This is a genomic window from Ructibacterium sp. SJQ-7, assembly GCF_054696575.1.
The window spans coordinates 425,077-442,961 of sequence record NZ_CP195193.1 but is presented as its reverse complement, the minus strand read 5'-3'; the positions used below and the strand labels follow the sequence as shown (position 1 = coordinate 442,961).

The 17,885-nt window shown below is 37.6% G+C and carries 14 protein-coding genes; 10 read left to right on the top strand and 4 right to left on the bottom strand.

Annotated elements, in window-relative coordinates:
* Nucleotides 1-5: 5 nt before the first annotated feature.
* Complete coding sequence (locus tag ACSAMO_RS02030; RefSeq protein ID WP_499209709.1) at nt 6-848, bottom strand: AraC family transcriptional regulator; 843 nt, start codon at nt 846-848, stop codon at nt 6-8.
* Between the two features lie 202 nt (nt 849-1,050).
* Here ACSAMO_RS02030 and uxaC point away from each other — a divergent pair, with 202 nt between their 5' ends.
* The 4 genes from uxaC (at nt 1,051) to ACSAMO_RS02010 (ending at nt 6,460) form a co-directional block, all read left to right on the top strand.
* Entirely contained in the window at nt 1,051-2,451 is a 1,401-nt protein-coding gene (gene uxaC, locus ACSAMO_RS02025; RefSeq protein ID WP_499209708.1) for a glucuronate isomerase, read from the top strand.
* 228 nt (nt 2,452-2,679) lie between these two features.
* The gene (locus ACSAMO_RS02020; protein WP_499209707.1) at nt 2,680-5,211 is read left to right on the top strand and encodes a glycyl radical protein; all 2,532 of its coding nucleotides are present in this window, start codon (nt 2,680-2,682) and stop codon (nt 5,209-5,211) included.
* A gap of 12 nt (nt 5,212-5,223) precedes the next feature.
* Nucleotides 5,224-6,015, top strand: coding sequence for a glycyl-radical enzyme activating protein (locus tag ACSAMO_RS02015; RefSeq protein WP_499209706.1), 792 nt, complete (start codon nt 5,224-5,226; stop codon nt 6,013-6,015).
* A 1-nt stretch (nt 6,016) separates the two neighbouring features.
* Nucleotides 6,017-6,460, top strand: coding sequence for a GNAT family N-acetyltransferase (locus ACSAMO_RS02010; RefSeq protein WP_499209705.1), 444 nt, complete (start codon nt 6,017-6,019; stop codon nt 6,458-6,460).
* 108 nt (nt 6,461-6,568) lie between these two features.
* Here the strand turns inward: ACSAMO_RS02010 and nifJ are convergent, their stop codons facing one another.
* Nucleotides 6,569-10,099 carry a pyruvate:ferredoxin (flavodoxin) oxidoreductase gene (nifJ, locus tag ACSAMO_RS02005; RefSeq protein WP_118445655.1) on the bottom strand — a complete coding sequence of 1,177 codons (3,531 nt, stop codon included), beginning with the start codon at nt 10,097-10,099 and terminating at the stop codon, nt 6,569-6,571.
* Nucleotides 10,100-10,300: 201 nt separating this feature from the next.
* Nucleotides 10,301-10,516 carry a hypothetical protein gene (locus tag ACSAMO_RS02000; RefSeq protein WP_499209704.1) on the bottom strand — a complete coding sequence of 72 codons (216 nt, stop codon included), beginning with the start codon at nt 10,514-10,516 and terminating at the stop codon, nt 10,301-10,303.
* Nucleotides 10,517-10,771: 255 nt separating this feature from the next.
* Here ACSAMO_RS02000 and nrdD point away from each other — a divergent pair, with 255 nt between their 5' ends.
* Genes nrdD through ACSAMO_RS01985 form a run of 3 tightly spaced genes read left to right on the top strand, consistent with a single transcriptional unit; the run spans nt 10,772 to nt 13,899 of the window.
* Nucleotides 10,772-12,889, top strand: a complete 2,118-nt coding sequence (nrdD, locus tag ACSAMO_RS01995; RefSeq protein ID WP_147514440.1) for an anaerobic ribonucleoside-triphosphate reductase — start codon at nt 10,772-10,774, stop codon at nt 12,887-12,889.
* A complete protein-coding gene (gene nrdG / locus ACSAMO_RS01990; RefSeq protein ID WP_022228968.1) occupies nt 12,889-13,380 on the top strand; it encodes an anaerobic ribonucleoside-triphosphate reductase activating protein in 492 nt (163 codons plus the stop codon). Before nrdD ends, nrdG begins: the two co-directional genes overlap by 1 nt.
* Nucleotides 13,381-13,392: 12 nt before the next feature.
* Entirely contained in the window at nt 13,393-13,899 is a 507-nt protein-coding gene (locus ACSAMO_RS01985; RefSeq protein ID WP_117966185.1) for a dUTP diphosphatase, read from the top strand.
* 29 nt (nt 13,900-13,928) lie between these two features.
* Here the strand turns inward: ACSAMO_RS01985 and ACSAMO_RS01980 are convergent, their stop codons facing one another.
* Nucleotides 13,929-14,729, bottom strand: a complete 801-nt coding sequence (locus tag ACSAMO_RS01980) for an AraC family transcriptional regulator (RefSeq protein ID WP_117966182.1) — start codon at nt 14,727-14,729, stop codon at nt 13,929-13,931.
* A gap of 975 nt (nt 14,730-15,704) precedes the next feature.
* On the opposite strand from ACSAMO_RS01980, the gene kduI reads away from it, so the two are divergent.
* The 3 genes from kduI to ACSAMO_RS01965 all read left to right on the top strand — a co-directional run bounded on the left by kduI (nt 15,705) and on the right by ACSAMO_RS01965 (nt 17,810).
* Nucleotides 15,705-16,535 (top strand): 5-dehydro-4-deoxy-D-glucuronate isomerase, encoded by an 831-nt coding sequence (kduI, locus tag ACSAMO_RS01975; protein ID WP_499210080.1) that lies wholly within the window; start codon nt 15,705-15,707, stop codon nt 16,533-16,535.
* Nucleotides 16,536-16,605: 70 nt separating this feature from the next.
* Entirely contained in the window at nt 16,606-16,974 is a 369-nt protein-coding gene (locus tag ACSAMO_RS01970) for a helix-turn-helix domain-containing protein (protein ID WP_176813169.1), read from the top strand.
* Entirely contained in the window at nt 16,908-17,810 is a 903-nt protein-coding gene (locus ACSAMO_RS01965; protein WP_176813171.1) for an IS3 family transposase, read from the top strand. The genes ACSAMO_RS01970 and ACSAMO_RS01965 overlap by 67 nt, the downstream gene beginning before the upstream one ends.
* Nucleotides 17,811-17,885: the final 75 nt, after the last annotated feature.

Below are 17,885 nucleotides of genomic sequence, written 5' to 3'. Positions count from 1 at the left end.
TGATTTTATATATTTGAGTGCTTTTTCTTAAATTGTTCGGGGGATATATCGGTGTATTTTTTAAACACACGATAAAAAGTGGTATAGTCACTGAAACCGCATTTATAAAAAATATTCATTGCATTTTCGCCTGCAAGCAACAGATTTTTTGCCATCATAACGCGACGCATATTTATATAAACGGATATTGTAAGACCTGTTTCGCTTTTAAAAAGACGGCTGATATATGACTTATTTAAAAACATATGTTCCGCAATATCATCAATATTCAAATTGTGTGTGAAATTTTGTTCAACGTAGTTTTGGATTTCTTTGATATGTTTGTTTTTAGAGAAAGTGTCGTTTACAAGAAATTCTTTTTTAAGAATTTCACTAAGCTTCACGACAAGTTGTGCGGCATATGTGGAAACCATAAAATCAGTATCATCTGTCGGATTTGCCGAGTAATGTTCAACGCCTTTGAAAATATCTCCGAGATTGTATTTATTGAATATTTCGAACGGTATTCTGTTGTTTGTTCCGAATTTTCGGGCATTTAAAGTGTCTAAAATATGAGGATTCATTGATGAAACAAAGCTACTGTGTATCTGCAAAAACTGACGATGATAAACGCTGTTTTTCGGGAAAGTAATAAAGTGAAATTCGTTTGGATTGGTGATTAATAAATCGCCCGAAGAAATTTTGTATTCCGTTCCTTCAACGTTGTAAAGCGCATTGCCTTCAATCAGTTGCAAAAATTCATAATATATGTGCATATGATTGCCGAGAATTGGCCCTTCGGACATACCTGTTCTGTAAGTATATGTATAAGATTTGTCATACATAACGCGTCGTATCGTCTTTTCCAATCAAACTCACCTCAAAATAATTTTAGCATAATTTTTGTGTGCGGTCAATTCAAAAATGAGTTGCGTTTGTATGAAAATGTGATATAATAAATGTTAAGCAAGATTTGTAAGATTTAAGCTGAATTAAAGCAAAATATATGTGGCTCAAATTCTGTTTTGAGTATATAATAAGAATATAAAATAATACTGTGAGGTAATGGTAATGAAAAAGTTTATGGACGATAATTTTATGTTGAATAATGAAACGGCGGCAAAGCTATTTAATGACTATGCAAAGGATATGCCGATTTTTGATTATCACTGTCATTTAAGCCCTCAAATGATGTATGAGGACAAGCCGTTTGAAAATATTACTCAGATTTTCTTGGGCGGTGACCATTATAAGTGGAGATATATGCGTTCAAACGGTATTGACGAGAGTTACATAACCGGTGACAAGAGCGACTATGATAAATTTAAAGCGTTCTGTGGCTGCCTGCAGTATGCGATAGGCAATCCGCTTTATCATTGGACACACCTTGAATTAAAGAGATATTTTAATGTTGATGAAGTTGTCACGGCGGAAAATTGCGATACAATATGGGAAAAGTGCAACAAGGTTATAAAAGAAACAAAAATGAGCCCGTCAACACTTATAAATCAATCAAATGTTGCGGTACTTTGCACAACCGATGACCCTATTGATTCGCTGGAATATCACAAATTAATTGCCGAAAAGGGACATATAAAAGCAAAAATTTTACCTGCGTTTAGACCTGACAGATTAATTAATATCGAAAAGACCGATTTTACGGATTATATCAAAGCACTTGGAAACGTATGCGGTATGAACATAAAAAATTATGACGAACTTATAACTGCAGTCAATGAAAGAATTGATTATTTTCATAATGCAGGTTGTCGTATAAGCGACCATGCTCTTGACGGTGTACCGTTTAACAGAGATTATAGTGCAGACGATGTTTTTGCAAAGAAAATGAACGGTGATAATTTAAGTGCCGATGAAATAAATGCATTTAAGTGCGAAACACTTATAAGACTTGCGAAAAAGTACAGTGAACTTGATTGGGCAATGCAGTTACATATCGGTGCTTTGAGAAACAATAATTCTGCTGTGTTCAAAAAACTCGGTGCAGATGTCGGTTTTGACTCAATCGCAGATTATGAAATTGCGGCAGACCTTTCGGCTTTGCTTGACGCAATGGAATGTAACGACGGACTGCCGAAAACGATTCTTTATACATTAAATCCAAAGGATAATTATGTTCTTGCGACAATGCTCGGTAACTTCCAATCAGCCGAAACGGCAGGAAAAATGCAGTTTGGCTCGGCATGGTGGTTTAATGACCAACGTGACGGAATGGTTGAACAAATGAAAGCACTTGCGAATTTGGGTGCATTGAATAAGTTTGTAGGTATGCTTACTGATTCGAGAAGTTTTCTTTCATACACACGTCACGAATATTTCAGGCGTATTCTTTGCAATATGCTTGGTGAGTGGGTTGAAAACGGCGAATTTCCGGATGATTTTGATACACTTGGAAAGATAGTTGAGGATATTTGCTTTAACAATGCAAAAAGATATTTTAATGTTGAAATGTAATTTTAAACGGAGCCTGTCGACAAAATGCCGACAGCTCCAAAAATCACATCTTGCGATGTAATTTTTGAATATTTTTAAAGCAGACAAAACCATAGCGGTTTTGTCTGTTTTTATGAGAGAAAGTTATTAATTTAACGGTCTTTAGCTATTAAAAAGTATTGAAAATGTAATAAATATGTGATATAATTATAGTAAATTGATATTACTATAATTAAGTGAGGGAAGAGTATGAGAACATTTAATACAACAAACATTCCTATGACTGACAGAATTAAAAAGCTAAAGGAAGAATTGTATCGCAAAATGCCTGAAATCGAGGTAGACAGAGCGGTACTTATTACGGAAAGTTATCAGCAGACGGAACAACTTCCGACTGTAAAGAGAAGAGCTTTGGCTTTTGAACATATACTTAACAATATTCCTATTACAATCAGAGATAACGAACTTATTGTCGGAAGTTCGACAAAAGCACCGAGGAGCTGTCAGGTGTTCCCTGAGTTTTCGTATGAATGGCTTGAAAGCGAGCTTGATACTATCGAATTTCGTGAGGCAGATCCATTCCATATTTCAGAGGAAAACAAGGCTGTACTTAGAAAGATTTTTCCTTATTGGAAGAACAAGACAAACAGCGATTTAGCACTTTCATATATGGCGCCTGAGGCTGCTGCGGCGATTGAACACAACATTTTTACACCGGGTAACTATTTCTATAACGGTATCGGACACGTTACAGTTGACTACGGTAAAGTTATGAGAATAGGTTACAAGGGGATTATTGCGGAAGTTCAGGAAGCATTGAATAAGTGCAACGTGTATGATGCTGATTATGCCAAAAGACACGAATTTCTTGAATCGATTATAATTTCGTGTAATGCGGTTATAAATTACGCAAGACGTTACGCAAATCTTGCTTATGAAATGGCTCAAAAGTGTACAAATCCGACAAGAAAACAAGAATTGCTTGTAATTGCAAACAACTGTGCAAACGTGCCTGAAAATCCTGCAAGAAACTTCTATGAGGCTTGTCAGACATTTTGGTTTATACAGATGTTACTTCAAATCGAATCAAGCGGTCACTCAATTTCTGCCGGACGTTTTGACCAATATTTGTATCCGTATTATAAGAACAGCATTGACAATGGTTCGCTTACACGCGAATTTGCACAGGAAATACTTGACTGTATTTGGGTTAAGTTTAACGACCTTAATAAAGCAAGGGATGAGGCATCGTCATACGGCTTTGCCGGATACAGCTTATTCCAAAATTTGACGGCGGGCGGACAAAACGCAGATGGTCTTGACGCAACAAATGACTTGTCATTCCTATGTATTCAAGCGTCAATGCACACTCAATTACCTGCTCCGTCATTCTCGGTAAGAATATGGAACGGCACGCCAAATGAATTTTTGATTAAATGTGCAGAGCTTACAAGAACGGGTGTAGGCTTGCCTGCGTACTACAACGATGAAGTCATCATTCCTGCACTTATGAGCAGAGGTGTTACTCTTGCAGATGCAAGGGAATACGGCATTATCGGTTGTGTTGAACCGCAGAAACCGTTTAAGACAGACGGTTGGCATGACGCGGCATTCTTTAATATGTGTCGTCCACTTGAACTTGTGTTCTCAAACGGTGTTGATAAGGGTGCTCAAATCAGTATCAAGACAGGCGATGTTGAAGATATGACGACATTTGAAGAATTCTACAACGCATATAAAGCACAGGAAACTTATATGATTGGTCTTATGGTTAATGCTATTAATGCGATAGATACCGCACATTCGGAAAGAGTTCCTCTACCGTTCCTGTCATGTATGGTTGAAGATTGTGTTAAAGAGGGTAAGACTGTACAAGAGGGCGGTGCTCATTATAACTTCACAGGTCCGCAAGGCTTCGGTATTGCGAATATGGCAGACGGACTTTGGGCAGTTAAGACTCTTGTATTTGATGAAAAGAAAGTCACAATGGCGGAACTTAAAGACGCACTTATCCATAATTACGGACAAGGTTTAAGTCCTAAGGCGGCTAAAAATGCGACTCAAGAGGTTGTTATAAATCTTGCAAAAGCAGGCAAGAGCGTTAATGAAAGCCAAGTTGCCGATATTTGCAGAATGTTCCTTACAGGTGAACAGGATCCGACAAAGAGAAAGCGTTATGAAGAAATACTTGATATGATAAATGAACTTCCGAAGTACGGAAACGACATTGAAGAAATTGACATGTTAGCCCGTGATGTGGCTAATATATACGCAAAAGAACTTGAAAAACATAAAAATCCTCGCGGAGGTATGTTCCAGGCAGGATTGTATCCTGTATCGGCTAACGTTCCTCTTGGTGAGCAGACAGGTGCGACACCTGACGGCAGACTTGCCAATACACCGATTGCGGACGGTGTAGGTCCAAGACAGGGCGCTGATACAAAAGGTCCTACGGCTGCGGCAAACTCAGTTGCAAAACTTGAACATGGCAGAGCATCAAACGGTACACTTTACAATCAGAAGTTCCACCCGTCGGCATTGAGCGGAAATGCAGGACTTCAGAACTTTGCGTCATATATAAGAGCATTCTTTGACCAAAAGGGAATGCATATGCAGTTTAATGTCGTAAGTAAGGAAACACTTCTTGACGCACAAAAACATCCGGAAAATTATAAATCACTTGTAGTTCGTGTCGCAGGTTACAGTGCTTTATTTACATCACTTTCAAAGGCACTTCAGGACGATATTATCAGCAGAACAGAACAAGCATTTAACGCATAAGGAATAATTAATATGGAAAATTATATGAAAGCGAAAGGCAGAATATTTGACATACAGAAATATTCTATCCACGACGGACCCGGAATACGAACAATCGTATTCCTAAAGGGTTGTGCTTTGCGTTGCAGATGGTGTTGTAATCCTGAATCACAGGAATTTGATATACAGACCATGATGTTTGAGGGCAAAGAAAAAGTTATGGGATATGATGTGACTGTTGAAGATGTTATGCCGGCTATTTTACAGGATACATTTTATTATAACCGCAGCGGCGGCGGTGTGACTTTGTCGGGCGGTGAGGCTCTGTTGCAACCGAATTTCGGACCGCATCTTTTGCACGCTTGTAAGGATTACGGTATAAATACTGCTATCGAAACAACGGGCTTTGCACGTTGGGAGTTTATAGAAAAGTATTTGCCGTATCTTGATTATGTGCTTATGGATATTAAGCATATGGACAGTGCAAAGCACAAGGAATTTACCACTCAGCCCAATGAACTTATTCACGAAAACGCAAAAAGAATTGCAGAGTCGGGAATGGTTGATTTGACAATAAGAGTGCCTGTTATACCGACATTTAACGCAACACCGGAAGAAATTTATGACATTGCAATGTTTGCTGCAAGTTTGAAAGGTGTTAAGAAACTTCATTTACTTCCATACCACAGACTCGGACAAGGCAAATATGACGGATTGGGTAGAGAATACAAACTTGACGGAATTGATTTAATTCCTAACGAGTATATGCAAGAACTTCTTGAAGTTGCTAAAAAATCGGGACTTGAATGTCAGATAGGCGGTTAAAATGAAAATTGAAATAATGAATGAAAATCACAGAGATAAAGTGCTTGAATTATCAAAAGCATTTTATTGCAGTGATGCACTTGATCACGAAGTGCCTATGAATATTATCGAAACAAATATTGATGCGGCAATAAGCGGAGATAAAGGCTTAATTGGTTTTGTATTTTTTGAAGATAATGAGGTTGTCGGATTTTCTTACGTGACGACTTATTATGAAACTGAAGTAGGCGGTATATGCGTACAGATTATTGATTTGTATGTAAATGAAAATGCTCGTGGAAAAGGTGTGGCGACACAGTATTTTAATTATTTATTCGACAAATACAGTGGTGCAAAGCGTTTCAGACTTGAAGTCGTTAAAGATAATGTAAAAGCAATATCGCTGTATAAGAAAATGGGATTTACAGATGTATCATACGGACAAATGAAAATTGATAAGATATAAAAAATAACGCTGTTTATCAGCGTTATTTTTTTGTGTTCCGGTTCAGTAATGTTATAGCAATAAAAAATGGTTGGTTCAAAATGAACCAACCATTTATAATATTTAAAATTATTCGCCTTGAGCAAGCTTAACAAGATGTGCATACTTTTCTTCTGCATTCTTCTTAGCCTTTGCAAATAGTTCCTTAGCTCTTTCAGGGTTTGAACGAGCAAGTGAATTATAACGAACTTCACCCATGATGAAGTCTTCATAATCCATTGTAGGAGCTTTTGAGTCAAGCTGGAACGGATTTTTGCCGTCCAAAGCAAGTCTTGGGTCAAATCTGAACAAGTGCCAGTAACCTGCGTCAACGGCTTTCTTTTCTTCTGTTTGAGCAATACTCATACCGCCCTTGATACCATGATTGATACATGGAGCATAAGCGATGATTAGAGAAGGACCGTGGTAGCTTTCAGCCTCAAGCAGAGCCTTAAGAAGTTGAGCTTGGTTAGCACCTTGAGCAACTTGTGCAACGTATACATAACCGTAACTCATAGCGATAGCTGCAAGGTCTTTCTTCTTAACTTCCTTACCTGCGGCAGCAAATTGAGCAATAGCACCTGTCGGTGTAGCCTTTGATGACTGACCGCCTGTATTTGAATAAACTTCTGTATCGAATACAAGAATGTTTACATCTTCACCTGATGCAAGTACGTGGTCAACACCGCCGAAACCGATGTCATAAGCCCAACCGTCACCACCGAATATCCAGCAAGATTTCTTTGATAGATATTCTTTATCGGCAAGTACGTCCTTAGCCTCTTTAGAATTAATATTAGCAATAGCCTTTAGAAGTTCGTCAGTAGCAACCTTGTTTGCGGCAGCGTCATTCTTTGTTTCAATGAACTTGTCAACAACAGGCTTAACATCTGCATTTTCTTCAGCTATCTTTTCAAGCTTAGCGATGTTTGTATTTCTCAATGTATCTTGAGCGATGAACATACCAAGACCGTATTCGGCATTATCCTCAAATAATGAGTTAGCCCAAGCAGGACCGTGACCGTTTGCGTCTATTGTGTATGGTGTAGATGGTGAAGAACCACCCCAAATTGATGAACAACCTGTAGCATTTGCAATGTACATTCTGTCACCGAATAACTGTGTAACAAGTTTTGCGTATGGTGTTTCACCACAACCTGCACAAGCACCTGAGAATTCAAGGTAAGGCTTTCTGAATTGGCTGCCTTTAACTGTTGAAATTTTGAACTTGTCAAGAACTTCCTGCTTTTCTGCAAGCTGAACAAGGTAATCATACTTTTCCTGTTCCTTAGCTGTTTCATCATCGAATGATGTCATAACAAGGGCAGGAGCTTTTTTGCCGGCGTTGTTTACAGGGCAAACATTAGCACAGCTTCCGCAACCTGTACAGTCATAAACTGAAATAGCCATAGCATAGTAATAGCCGTCAAGCTGCATTGCATTTTGGTATCTGATACCCTCAGGAGCATTGTCAAGTTCTTCTTTTGTAAGAATTACAGGACGGATACAAGCGTGAGGACATACATATGAACAGTTACCGCATTCGATACAAGTTTCGTTATTCCAAACAGGAACGTCGATAGCAATACCTCTCTTTTCAAATGCTGATGAACCAAGAGGAACTTCACCTGTCTGATAAGCCTCGAATGTAGAAACAGGTAATTGCATACCTCTGAATTGGTTGATAGGAACAAGTACATCGTTTACATAGTCGATTAGCTTGCCTTCACCGTCATGCTTAACTGAAAGATCTTCGCTTTGAGCGTTCTTCCAGCTTTCAGGAACTTCAACCTTAACGATTTGCTGAGCACCTGCGTCAATAGCGTCGTGATTCATCTTAACGATTGCGTCACCCTTCTTTGAATATGATGCAGTTGCGGCGTCCTTCATATACTTAATAGCGTCTTCTTCAGGAAGAATCTTTGAAAGTTTAAAGAATGCTGATTGAAGAACAGTATTAATTCTGTTGCCAAGACCGATTTCTTTACCAATCTTAACACCGTCGATTGTATAGAATTGAATATTGTTGTCAGCGATATACTTCTTAACCTGACCAGGAAGATGTTCTTCAAGTTCTTCTGCATTCCATGAACAGTTAAGTAGGAATACACCGCCCGGCTTAACGTCCTCAACCATATTGTATTGTCTGATATATGATGCCTTGTGACAAGCAACAAAGTCAGCCTTGTTGATTAGATATGTTGAAGTAATCTTAGCATTACCGAAACGTAAGTGAGATACTGTAAGACCGCCTGACTTCTTAGAGTCATAGTCAAAGTAAGCTTGTACGTTCATATCTGTGTGGTCACCGATAATCTTAACAGAGTTTTTGTTAGCGCCGACTGTACCGTCTGCACCAAGACCCCAGAACTTACAGCTTGTGATACCTGCCGGAGTTGTGTCAGGGTTTTCATCAAGAGCAAGTGATAGGTTAGTAACATCATCGTTGATACCGATTGTAAATCTCTTCTTTTCTGTGTTTTTGAATACGGCAATGATTTGAGCAGGAGTTGTATCCTTTGAACCAAGACCGTAACGACCTGTGTATACAGGAACGTTAGCAAATTCTGTGTCACGAAGTGCCGCAACAACATCAAGATATAGAGGTTCACCGATTGAACCCGGTTCTTTTGTTCTGTCAAGAACAGAAATCTTCTTAACTGTTGAAGGAATAGCTGCAACCAAGTGCTTAACACTGAAAGGTCTGTAAAGTCTAACCTTAACAAGACCAACCTTGCGGCCGTTAGCGTTTAGGTAATCAACAGTTTCCGAGATTGTATCACAGACACTGCCCATGGCGATAATAACTTCGTCAGCATCTTCTGCACCGTAGTAGTTGAATAGCTTATAATCACTGCCGATTTTTTCGTTTACTTTATTCATGTATTCTTCAACAACTTCAGGAATTGCATCGTAAGCCTTGTTAGAAGCCTCTTTAGCCTGGAAGAATACGTCAGGGTTTTGAGCTGTACCTCTCTGAGCAGGATGTTCAGGATTTAGTGACTTACGTCTGAAGTCGTTTAGTGCATCCCAATCAAGCATATCTGCAAGATCTGCATAATCCCAACAAGCCACCTTTTGATATTCGTGAGAAGTTCTGAAACCGTCAAAGAAATGAATGAACGGAATTTTACCCTTTATTGTTGATAGGTGAGCAACTGCACCAAGGTCCATTGCTTCTTGCGGATTAGTTGACGCAAGCATAGCAAAACCTGTCTGACGACAAGCCATAACGTCCTGATGATCGCCGAATATTGAAAGTGCATGTGATGCCAAAGCTCTTGCCGATACGTTAAATACGCAAGGAAGTTGTTCACCTGCAATCTTGTACATATTAGGAATCATAAGTAAAAGACCTTGTGATGCTGTATAAGTTGTTGTAAGAGCACCTGCTGTAAGTGAACCGTGAACTGCACCTGCGGCACCGGCCTCAGACTGCATTTCAACCACTCTTACAGTACGTCCGAAAATGTTTTTCTGTCCGGCAGCTGACCATTTGTCGGTTACTTCTGCCATTGTAGATGATGGTGTGATAGGATAGATAGCGGCAACATCTGTAAACGCATATGATGCGTAAGCTGCTGCATTGTTACCATCCATGGTTTTCATTTTTCTAGCCATCGGAATTAATTCCTCCTCTTTTTTCTCTTATTAAAGAGAGAAAACTCTCTTTAATGTGTATTAGTTATATATACATGTATATATAATATCACTTTTGAAACTCAAAATCAAGGGCGGAACACAATATTTTGTGTTAAATATGAATATTTTTCTAAAAACAGGGGAGTATATAGATTTTAAAATAAAAAACCAAAGCATTTTTTATGCTTTGGTCATTTTCAAACGAAGTCTTTTTTCTTTTTCGATAAAACTGTTAAACAGATAATAGCATTTATCGGACATTTGCGTAAGTTTCTTTGTGGAAATATCTTTTCCGTTTTTCAGTCGTTTTTTGACGGCGCAATCAAAATGGTATTTATAAAAATCAACATACAGGGAAAAAAGGAAAAGATGTATTGAATTAAACAGTATTTTCATATAATACCTCCCGAAGTTAATAGTTATAGTATTTTCAAAATTAAATAAGTTAACCATGTAATATTTGCGTTGAAGTACAGAAATTGGCTTACTTATTGGAAGGTAAATGGTTGTAATATTACTGTAATAAAGCAGTAATGGATGTGTAATTGAAAAAATAGATATAGGGTGCTATAATTAGAAAACAGTTAGTCAAACACAATATATTGTGGTTTGGAATGAGTGGGATACGATATTTGAGGGAGTAATTTAGTTATGAAAGTAGTAAAAAAGGACAATACAAAAGAGCCTTTTAACGTGCAAAAGGTCGTTATTGCGGTAAATAAATCAGCCTTTCGTGCATTGGTAAAATTTACGGATGAGGAGATTGACTTTATATGTCGTTTCGTTCAGGACGAGGCGAGAAAAATGGGCAAGGAAGAAATCGAAATTTCCGAAATGCACAACATTGTAGAGGGTGCGCTTGAAAGAGTTAATCCGAAAGTTGCGAAAAGTTATCGTGATTACAGAAATTACAAACAGGACTTCGTACAAATGCTTGATGAGGTTTATAAAAAAAGTCAGTCGATTATGTACATCGGTGACAAGGAAAATTCAAATACTGACAGTGCGCTTGTTTCGACAAAGAGAAGTCTTATATTTAATCAGCTTAACAAAGAGCTTTACAAGAAGTTTTTCCTTACAACAGAAGAACTTCAGGCGTGTCGTGACGGATATATTTACATACACGATATGTCGGCAAGACGTGATACAATGAACTGCTGTCTTTTTGATGTGCAAAGCGTTTTGCAGGGCGGCTTTGAAATGGGGAATCTTTGGTATAACGAACCGAAAACTCTTGACGTTGCATTTGATGTTATAGGCGATATTGTTTTGTCTGCGGCAAGCCAGCAGTACGGAGGCTTTACAGTTCCGTCGGCAGACCTTATTTTAGAGCCGTATGCGGAAAAGTCATATAAATATTATATAGAAAAATATAAGAATATCGGACTTGACGAAGAAAAATCAAAAGAAATAGCAATGCAAGATATTCAAAGAGATTTTGAACAGGGTTTCCAAGGTTGGGAATATAAATTCAATTCGGTATCATCAAGCCGCGGCGATTATCCGTTCATAACAGTTACTATCGGTACTGGTACGGGACGTTTTGCAAAGATGGCGTCAAAGACTATGCTTGAAGTCAGAAAGAACGGACAAGGCAAAAAAGGACACAAAAAGCCTGTTTTGTTCCCTAAAGTAGTGTTCTTGTATGATGAAAAACTTCACGGTGAGGGCGGCCCTTTGGAAGATGTTTTTGAGGCGGGAATTGACTGTTCTTCAAAGACAATGTACCCTGATTGGCTAAGCCTTTCGGGTGAGGGATATATTGCGTCAATGTATAAAAAATACGGTAAAATCGTTTCACCTATGGGCTGTCGTGCATTCTTGTCACCTTGGTACGAAAAGGGCGGTATGAAACCGGCTGATGAAAATGATGTGCCTGTATTTGTCGGAAGATTTAATATCGGTGCTGTGTCGCTTCATTTACCTATGATTTTGGCAAAGGCTCAACAGGAAAATAAACCGTTCTTTGACGTGCTTGATTATTACTTAAACCTAATCAGACAACTTCACTTGCGTACATATGATTATCTTGGCGAAATGCGTGCGTCTACAAATCCGCTTGCATATTGCGAGGGCGGTTTCTACGGCGGTCATCTTGGAATACATGATAAAATAAAGCCTATTTTAAAGACTGCAACAGCGTCATTCGGTATTACGGCGCTTAATGAATTGCAACAGCTTTATAATAAGCGTTCACTTGTCGAAGACGGTGAATTTGCAATCAGAACACTTGAGCATATTAATGAAAAAGTAAATCAATTCAAGGCTGAGGACGGAAAACTTTATGCCATATACGGTACACCTGCCGAGTCACTTTGCGGACTTCAGGTTACACAATTCAGAAAGAAGTACGGTGTAATCGAAAACGTATCCGACAGAGAATATGTCTCAAACAGTTTTCATTGTCACGTTACGGAGGATATTACTCCGATTCAAAAACAAGACCTTGAAAAACGTTTCTGGGAGCTTTCAAACGGCGGTAAAATTCAGTATGTAAAATACCCTATAAGCTACAACAGAGAGGCTATAAAAACTCTTGTAAGACGTGCAATGGATATGGGATTTTATGAGGGTGTAAACTTGTCGCTTGCGTATTGTGACGACTGCGGATATGAAGAACTTGAAATGGACGTGTGCCCGAAGTGCGGAAGTAAAAATCTTACTAAAATCGAAAGAATGAACGGTTACTTGTCATATTCGAGAGTTAAGGGCGATACAAGACTTAACAATGCAAAAATGGCAGAAATCGCGGAAAGGAAAAGTATGTAATGCGTTATCATAATATAACAAAAGATGATATGCTTAACGGTGACGGACTTCGTGTTGTACTGTGGGTTGCCGGTTGCGAACATCATTGCCCAAATTGTCAAAATCCCGTAACGTGGGATATAAACGGCGGTTTGGAATTTGATGAGGCTGCAAAGAAAGAGATTTTTGATGAACTTGAAAAAAATTATGTTTCCGGTATAACATTCAGCGGCGGAGATCCTCTTCATACACAAAATCGAAAAGACGTTGGAGCACTTATTGAAGAAATTAAAGAAAAATTCCCGAATAAAACCATTTGGATTTACAGCGGTTATGATTGGCAGGACGTAAAAGATTTGCCGTGTATGAAATATGTTGACGTAATGGTGGACGGCGAATTTGTGGACGGTCTGAAAGATAATAAGCTTTTGTGGCGGGGAAGTACAAACCAAAAAGTTATAGACGTACAGAAAAGCCTTGAAATAGATAAGGTTGTTCTTGCGGTTAAGTAAAGGAGTTAATTTATGCAGAGAGTAGCTAAATTTGAAAAAGTCAGCTTTGAACAATTCAAAAAAGACTGGGCAGACACATTTTATGTGACAGATGGTATAGAAAAGATATACGAAGATATAAAGCTTCCGAAAAGAGCAACGGCAGGTTCGGCAGGTTATGATTTTTATGCACCGATGGCTTTTGAATTAAAGCCCGGAGAAACTATAAAAATACCGACAGGTATCAGAGTTAAAATCAATGACGGCTGGGTACTGAAACTTTATCCTAGAAGCGGTTTGGGATTTAAGTTCAGAGTGCAGATGAACAATACCGTCGGAATTATCGACAGTGATTATTATAACAGCGATAATGAGGGACATATATTCTGCAAAATCACAAACGACACAAACGAAGATAAAACCGTTTCTGTAAATAAAGGTACAGGATTTTGTCAGGGAATATTTGTAGAATACGGAATTACTTTTGATGATGATGTTACCGACGAAAGAAACGGCGGTTTCGGAAGTACGGGAATGTAAAAAAAATGAGTTCCATGTGAACTCATTTTTTAGTTTGTATCTATATGTTTTCTGTATTCATTAGGACTCATATGTACGATATGTCGAAATGTTTTACAAAAATATGTTGATGAATTATAACCGCATGCGGTAGCTATATCTGTTATGTTGTGTTTACTGTTTCTAAGAAGTTCGCAGGCATTGTTTATACGCACTGTATTCAGATAATCCGAAACTGTTATGTTCATTTCTTGTTTAAACAGCTTACACAAATGCGGTTTTGAAATATGAACGGCGTCTGAAATATCGTCAAGGTTTTGAACTGTCTGATAATTCTTGTTTATGTATTCGAGAATTAAATCTATAGTTCTGTGTTTTTCTGAAACTTTTTTCTTTTCCGTATTTTTATAGCTTGAAAGAATGGTGAGCAGTTCGCAAATGTGAATATATGAGTAATTCGGATTTTGTTCCATACGTTGTATTATTTCTATTACAGAACTGAATTGTGCGGAATCCAAATGTATTTTCTGATTGTTAAACATATTGAGCAAGTTTTGGTATGCATCAGGCAACATATATTGTGAAAGATAATGTTCGGTAAAATGAAGAGCATATCTTTCGTGTTCCGTACCGCCGTTGTTTTTGTGGAGATCATCCGGCTTTAACAGAACAATTTCGTTTCTTGATACTGAAATAAGTTTGTCATCGGCAAGCAATGTTGTAGAACCTCTCAAAATGATAAATATTTCATATGAATGGTGATAGTGCAAATTAGATTGCCTGTCACCCTTTTTTCGTGTTTGACGATTGAGGTAAAACCAATCGTTTAAGGGATTATATCCGTTTGCCATATGTGACCGCTCCTTATCTGTTATAACGAGTACATAATATAACAGAAATTCGGTGATGTCAATACGGTATAAATCAAAAATAAAACCGATTGACAACAAGAAATAAATGTGATAAATTATACACAAGGGATATTTATGAAAAACTAATGTATGTGAAAAAACATATAAAGGAAGATGAATATGAAATTAAGAATTTTAGACAAAAATAATAATGAATTGTTTGTAAAACAAGGCTTGAAAATTGACTGTACATATGAGAGCAAATATTCTGCAGGAGATAAAATTTATATTTCGGCAAATAACTGTTATTTCTTCAAAATACAGCTTGACAGTGCATTAAAAGAAACGGTTGTATATGCTCCGTCGGGTAGTTTTGAATATCGAATTCCGACAGAAGTGTTGGAACGTATATATGAAGAAGGTGCTTTTGCTGGAACGGAGCACAGAATACGTGTATCGGAGGCTACTGACGAAGAAGCGTACGGCGAGAGGAATATTTCACTTAATCCATATGACTTGCAAGGTCAAAAAAGATGTTATCCGCACGCATATGCGAATTATGTAACACGCGGTGAGCCTTGCTTTTTTGAAAGAAATGCGATTGACGGCGTACTTGAAAATAAGGGCCACGGAAATTTTCCGTATCATTCTTGGGCAGGCGGTGCAAGAGATGATTTGGAGTATTATGTTGATTTCGGTACAGAAGTTGAAGTTGAAAAATTAGTATTTTATTTAAGAGCTGATTTTCCGCACGATACATATTGGAAGAATATTGATATAGAATTTTCGGACGGTGAAATCGTTACCGCAAACTTCGAGGGTGTTGCAGATGGTCAGGAAGTTGTATTAAAAGAGAAAAAAATTACAAGAACAATTCACCTTACAAATTTCATACAAGCGGTATTCCCGCTTTCTTGGGCGGCATTGTCGCAAATTGAGGTGTACGGCAGATACATAAAGGAAGATTTGAGCAAAATTGAAATAAGAAGTGCCTCAAATCCGAAAGATGTAAAAAATTACACAACCGAACGTTTAAGAGAAGAATTTCATATTGCAAAACTTTTCACAAAAGACAATATCAGAATGGTATACAGCCATATAGACAGAATTATCACCGCGGGAATTATGCCTGTTTACAGCGAATTGAAACTTGAGGCAGGCAAGGAGCTTGCGGCGGATTATTTCCTTCAAAGACGTGAAATGGGTTGTATTAATATCGGCGGAAAAGGTATAATTACCGTTGACGGAACGGAGTATGAAATGAATCCGCGTGACGGTATTTATATCGGTATGGGTAATAAAGATATTTCGTTTAAGTGCGTTGATATTGAAAATCCGCCTAAGTTTTATGTTTCGTCGTGTCCGGCACATACATCGTATCCTGTTGTGAAAATTGATATTACAAGGGCTAAGAAAGTTCCTTGCGGAAGTAAAGAGGATTGCAATAAGCGAGTGATAAACCAATATATTCACCCTGAAGTTATGCAGAGCTGTCAGCTGGCAATGGGACTTACAATGCTTGATGTCGGTTCAAACTGGAACACAATGCCGTGTCATACACATGACAGACGTATGGAGGTTTATTTGTATCTTGATATGGATGAAAATGACGCAGTATTTCATATGATGGGTGAGCCTGATGAAACACGTCACATCATTATGCACAATGAAGAGGCAGTTATTTCGCCGAGTTGGTCGATACATACAGGTGTCGGTACAAAGAATTACTCATTCATTTGGGCAATGTGCGGTGAAAATCAAGAATTTGACGATATGGACTTCATTGAAACAAAAGATTTGAAATAATTTACAAAAAGTCGAATGTAGAGTTGATATGCACCCCAAAAGTTAGACACTTTTGGAGGTGCATATTTTTATGGCAAAGAAAGGGCAAAAATATAGAAAACACTCGCCAGAATTCAAACTATCTGTTATAATGGATATGCGAGAAAACCATTTGGGTATAATGGAAACAGAGAGAAAATACGATGTTAAACATGATGTAATATCGAAATGGGAACGCATATTCTTGGAAGAAGGAGCCGAAGGTCTGATGAAAGAAAGACGAGGTAGAGCCAGTAAAGTAGATGGAATAGCAAAAGGTCGTCCACCCAAACTTGATAAGAAAATTGAAGAAGATTTAATTGCCGAAAATCAGCGATTAAGAATGGAGAATGAATACTTAAAAAAACTCAGTGCCTTAGTTCGGAAAAGAATGTTAAAAGAAGAGAAAAAGCAGCAATAGTCAATGAATTAAGGCAAAAATATCCGTTAAAAGACTTGCTGCAATTATCAGGTTTAGCCCGTAGTACCTTTTATTACTATATACAACATCCAATCAAAGATAAATACAAGAAAGAGAAACAAGAAATACTATATATATTTTTAGCTAATAAAGGCAGATACGGCTACCGCAGAATCTTAATTGTATTAAGACAAAAAGGATATACAATTAACCATAAAACTGTGTTGAAACTGATGAAAGAACTTAATCTCAAAGGAAAACAACGCAAAAACAGTAAATATCGTTCATACAAAGGAGAAATCGGCAAAATAGCCGACAACTTACTTAAAAGAGAATTTACAGCTACAAAACCTTTTGAAAAACTAGCAACTGATGTAACTGAATTTAAAGTGTGTAATGATAAAGTATATTTGTCACCTGTAATGGATTTGTATAATCGAGAAATTGTGTCATACTCAATTTCATTAAGTCCAAATTTGCAGCAAATTAGAGAAATGCTTGATGGTTTATTCAAAAAGCTGCCCGCTAATGCGAAACCATTATTCCATTCTGACCAAGGTTGGCAATACCAACATTCGGAATATCAACGTTTACTGTCAGAACACAATATTGTACAAAGTATGTCTAGAAAAGGAAATTGTATGGACAACGGTGCGATGGAAAACTTCTTCGGAAGATTGAAAGTTGAAATGTTTTATGGTGAAAAATTTGAAAGTGTCAAAGCTTTCATAGATGAATTAAAAAGATATATTGATTATTACAACAATGAAAGAATTTCTTTAAAGCTAAAAGGAATGAGTCCGGTACAATACCGAACTCATTCACAAGCAAGTTAATATTTAATTTTGTCTAAATTTTGGGGTTCACTTCAAGTTACATTCGGCTTTTTTTATTGACTTTTACAAAGTGAA

Bases quoted from the DNA above. Each gene is read 5' to 3' on its own strand.
- uxaC (WP_499209708.1), top strand. From the start codon at position 1,051: ATGAAAAAGTTTATGGACGATAATTTTATGTTGAATAATGAAACGGCG.
- ACSAMO_RS02020 (WP_499209707.1), top strand. From the start codon at position 2,680: ATGAGAACATTTAATACAACAAACATTCCTATGACTGACAGAATTAAA.
- ACSAMO_RS02015 (WP_499209706.1), top strand. From the start codon at position 5,224: ATGGAAAATTATATGAAAGCGAAAGGCAGAATATTTGACATACAGAAA.
- ACSAMO_RS02010 (WP_499209705.1), top strand. From the start codon at position 6,017: ATGAAAATTGAAATAATGAATGAAAATCACAGAGATAAAGTGCTTGAA.
- nifJ (WP_118445655.1), bottom strand. From the start codon at position 10,099: ATGGCTAGAAAAATGAAAACCATGGATGGTAACAATGCAGCAGCTTAC.
- ACSAMO_RS02000 (WP_499209704.1), bottom strand. From the start codon at position 10,516: ATGAAAATACTGTTTAATTCAATACATCTTTTCCTTTTTTCCCTGTAT.
- nrdD (WP_147514440.1), top strand. From the start codon at position 10,772: ATGAAAGTAGTAAAAAAGGACAATACAAAAGAGCCTTTTAACGTGCAA.
- nrdG (WP_022228968.1), top strand. From the start codon at position 12,889: ATGCGTTATCATAATATAACAAAAGATGATATGCTTAACGGTGACGGA.
- ACSAMO_RS01985 (WP_117966185.1), top strand. From the start codon at position 13,393: ATGCAGAGAGTAGCTAAATTTGAAAAAGTCAGCTTTGAACAATTCAAA.
- ACSAMO_RS01980 (WP_117966182.1), bottom strand. From the start codon at position 14,729: ATGGCAAACGGATATAATCCCTTAAACGATTGGTTTTACCTCAATCGT.
- ACSAMO_RS01970 (WP_176813169.1), top strand. From the start codon at position 16,606: ATGGCAAAGAAAGGGCAAAAATATAGAAAACACTCGCCAGAATTCAAA.